This is a genomic window from Siphonobacter sp. BAB-5385 (assembly GCF_002261125.1).
Lineage (GTDB): Bacteria > Bacteroidota > Bacteroidia > Cytophagales > Spirosomataceae > Siphonobacter.
On sequence record NZ_NMPS01000154.1, the window covers coordinates 1 to 3,450 of the forward strand.

The 3,450-nt window shown below is 50.4% G+C and carries 4 protein-coding genes; 1 reads left to right on the forward strand and 3 read right to left on the reverse strand.

Features of this window, described 5'->3' with window-relative positions; translation table 11 throughout:
* Window positions 1-186: 186 nt before the first annotated feature.
* From BWI93_RS15625 to BWI93_RS15640, 3 genes are all read right to left on the reverse strand, one after another.
* Window positions 187-777, reverse strand: coding sequence for an AraC family transcriptional regulator (locus BWI93_RS15625; protein WP_094812920.1), 591 nt, complete (start codon window positions 775-777; stop codon window positions 187-189).
* Between the two features lie 396 nt (window positions 778-1,173).
* On the reverse strand, window positions 1,174-1,725 hold the full coding sequence (locus BWI93_RS15635; RefSeq protein ID WP_094812925.1) for a DinB family protein: 552 nt from the start codon (window positions 1,723-1,725) through the stop codon (window positions 1,174-1,176).
* A 29-nt stretch (window positions 1,726-1,754) separates the two neighbouring features.
* Entirely contained in the window at window positions 1,755-2,225 is a 471-nt protein-coding gene (locus BWI93_RS15640) for a YbhB/YbcL family Raf kinase inhibitor-like protein (protein ID WP_217902291.1), read from the reverse strand.
* A gap of 392 nt (window positions 2,226-2,617) precedes the next feature.
* Between BWI93_RS15640 and BWI93_RS15645 the strand changes: the two genes are divergently transcribed.
* Window positions 2,618-3,355, forward strand: a complete 738-nt coding sequence (locus BWI93_RS15645) for an SDR family oxidoreductase (RefSeq protein ID WP_094812930.1) — start codon at window positions 2,618-2,620, stop codon at window positions 3,353-3,355.
* Window positions 3,356-3,450 lie beyond the last annotated feature (95 nt).

Consider the following 3,450-nt stretch of genomic DNA (forward strand, 5'->3'; position numbering starts at 1 on the left):
TCATTTAGTCCCTATACATTCCATGTCGGCACGCCCACCGCTCATTTCCTCTTGCTCAAGGCCACGGCCTTGCAGAGGAAATAGGCGGCTTGAGCCCCAGAATGGAATTCCGCCATGGAATGGAATAAGACGGGGCCTGGATTTATGCCGTCGACGGTACCGACTCGCTAAAAACTAGTAACCCCTCTAGTTTGCCAATTGATACTGCTTCGGCGTAACTCCGTAGACCTGTTTGAAGGACTGGATAAAGCTAGACAGATTCTCGTACCCAATCTCGTAATACACTTCACTGACTTTATAATCGCCCTGTTTCAGCAGTTGAGCGGCCTTTTGCATTCGTTTCTCCAGGAACCACTTATTGGGCGAAGTACCATAAATTTTAGCAAACCGTCGCTTGAAGGTAGACAGACTCGTATGACACAAAAAAGCGAGTTCTTCTACGGTCACTGGCTGGTCCAAATTGGCCGTTACCGCCTGCCGGATCAGCCTTTCGTCGTCGGCCTGCTGACTGAGGATACGCAATTTCTGTAACTGTCCGGGGTAGTTTTCACCAAGGTACAGCAACAACTCTTCCAGTTTTACCAGCCGTCTGTTTAGAGAAATAGCCTGCCCCGCGGCCAGCATAAACCCCAGCGATTCAATGAAATGCTGGAGGAAGGCATCTTTCTCAAAAAGCAAAACGGGCTCCTGATACCGTTGGCTGATTTTCGTGGCAGGCATGTCGGGATGCCGACTGAAAAAATCAATGAGCACGTTCGTATCGAAGAAAATGAGCATGCTCCGGTAGCTGCCCCCCGGAGCGACGGTTTTTCGCTCATCAAACAATTTCCCGCCGAAAGCAGGAGAAACTGTCCGGGATGGATCTTCACCGTTGCCCCCGGATAGTAAACCGTTTTTTCACCTTCCAACAAGAAACTGAACAAATTCTGATGGAGGGTAATCCGATTCCTGCTCCCGTCGATCTGGGACTCATAACTAAAGATCGAAACGGGCTCCAGGTCGGCATCCGTGGAGGCTTGCTCGTTTTGTATACGGGTGGTTTTCATGGCTTCGTAAGGATACGCCCTAAAACCTAATCCCCTCCCTCAAGAGTCGGATCAGGTTTCAGTTGTTTAAAGCTTTCTCTAATGCCTTCCGTTCCTGATTCCAGGTTAAATCTGTAGAAGATGGTCTTTACACTTCGTTCAAGATACCACCTTGTTCCCGATTTTCCTGACGACGAAACCAGTACATGGCCTGGTAACCGAGTGCCTTGCGAATGATGCTCATTTGCCCGATGTGAAAGGCTTCGTGTAGTACCATCGACGTGAACAGGTCTTCAACGGTGGTACCTCCCGTGGGTCCCTGCAAGGGAATTTCCGTTTGTAACACCCGGTCGTCTGCGGCTTCGAGGGTCTCGATGAAACGGTTGGAATACCGGTTCCAGTCCTGTACCAAGTCCGTCAAGCCTGGGTATTTTTTGCTTCGGTCAAAGGGTATGAACTGGGGCGGCGGCAGGTTTGGATCGACAAAGAGGTCCAGATACGGATAACTTTCTACGGGCTGCCCCAAACGAACGGTATTTCTGGCCCGCATGATCAGTAAATGACCCGCAATCCATTCCAGACTATTCGTATGCTCACTTAGTACCTGACTACCCTCTTCTTCCGTAATGCCTTCCAGTACCGAAATATACCAGTCGGTTAGCAGCTGGAACTGCCTTAGCATCTGCTCTCGTGTGTTCATTGGTGTTAGATGTTAGAAAAACCGGTCAACTAGTGTTTTTGGCCGTATACTACCAGTGAAGCTTTCGCCAACGTTGCAAAGTGTAGGTTAAATCCGACCAGGGCCGGTGTGGCGTTCTGATCCAGTTCCAGCGTTTTGCTTAGAGCATGAACCGTGATCAGGTACCGATGGGCGGGTCCCGCCGGTGGGGCGGCCCCTACGTAACCCGGCGTACCCAGGTCGGTATTGCTTTGCAGAGCTCCTTCCGGTAATTGATTGTTCATCGGGTCACCAGCTCCTGAGGGGAGTTCCCGTACCTCCGCCGGGATATTGAAAACCACCCAATGCCAGAGTCCACTTCCCGTTGGGGCGTCTATGTCGTACATCGTTACGGCAAAGGCTTTCGTTTCGCTGGGGGCATTTTCCCAGTAAAGCTGGGGTGACTGATTGGCTCCCGAAAAGCCCATCCCATTGAAGTACTGTGAGTTGGTTAGCTGTCCGCCCAGCTCTGTACTTTTCAAGGTGAATGTTGCGGATGACGTCCCGATAGTAGTCATTGATTCTAAGCTCATTGCCTGCATTATTTTATGTGCTTTGGTTCTACAAAGGTAGACGTGCCGTAAGGCAGTGGAACATAGGATAACGTTCAAAAAATGTGGCTAAACGTTCAATTTTACCCGCAACTACTGATGACCTGCGTAGGAAACTAGCTGCTCCCCTGGCCTGCTACGTATCCCTACGTTCGCCAGTCTCATTTTGGCTACGCATCTCCGGAATTAGGCTACGTCCGCCTCCTGCCTAGTCCGGACCTTTGTCAGGTAGTTTTAAAGCATTCACGGCTGGTCGAAGCCATTTACCGATTCTCCATGGTGAACCTACCTCTAGCTGATTTTCTCACTTTATTTCAATGAACATGAAAAAAGCATTCATTACCGGTGCCAATAAAAGTATTGGCCTGGAAACAGCACGTCAGCTACTGAAACTAGGTTACTTTGTGTATATGGGTAGTCGCGATCTAGAAAACGGACGGAAAGCTCTGGAACAACTAAAAGCCGAAGGGCTGCATCAGGCGGAGGTTATTCTGCTGGATGTCAGCGATTCGCAATCCGTAGCAGCGGCCCGCACGATGATTGGCCTTACAACGGACGCATTGGATGTACTGATCAACAACGCGGGTATTAACGGAGGGATGCCTCAATCGGCCCTGACCTTATCTCTGGATCGTATGCAGGAGGCCTTCAATGTCAATGTGTACGGGGTGGTTCGGGTAACACAGGCGTTTATCGATCTGCTGAAAAAAGCCGAACAGCCCCGCATTGTGAATGTATCGTCCAGTGGCTGTTCGCTGACGTTAAGTAGTGACCCTAACTGGCGATTTTATCACCACAAAGCAGCGATCTATCAACCCTCGAAAGCGGCTTTGAACATGTACACGATTGATCTGGCTTACGAACTGCGGGACACGCCCTTCAAGGTGAACGCCGTTGATCCGGGATTCACGGCCACCGATTTTAATAATCACCGGGGCGATGACAGTCCTGAAAACGCGGGCCAACGGATTGTCAAGTATGCCCTCATCGGAGCGGACGGCCCTACGGGTCGGTTTATCAGTGAGTATCATAATCCGGAGACGGGGGAGATTCCCTGGTAAAGAAGGTTTATTTTAAGTTGTGTTTTCGCCCCGTAGAGGTAGCTGGTCTTTTAGTCCGTATACATTCCATGCCGGGCATCGCATGCGGGGCATCC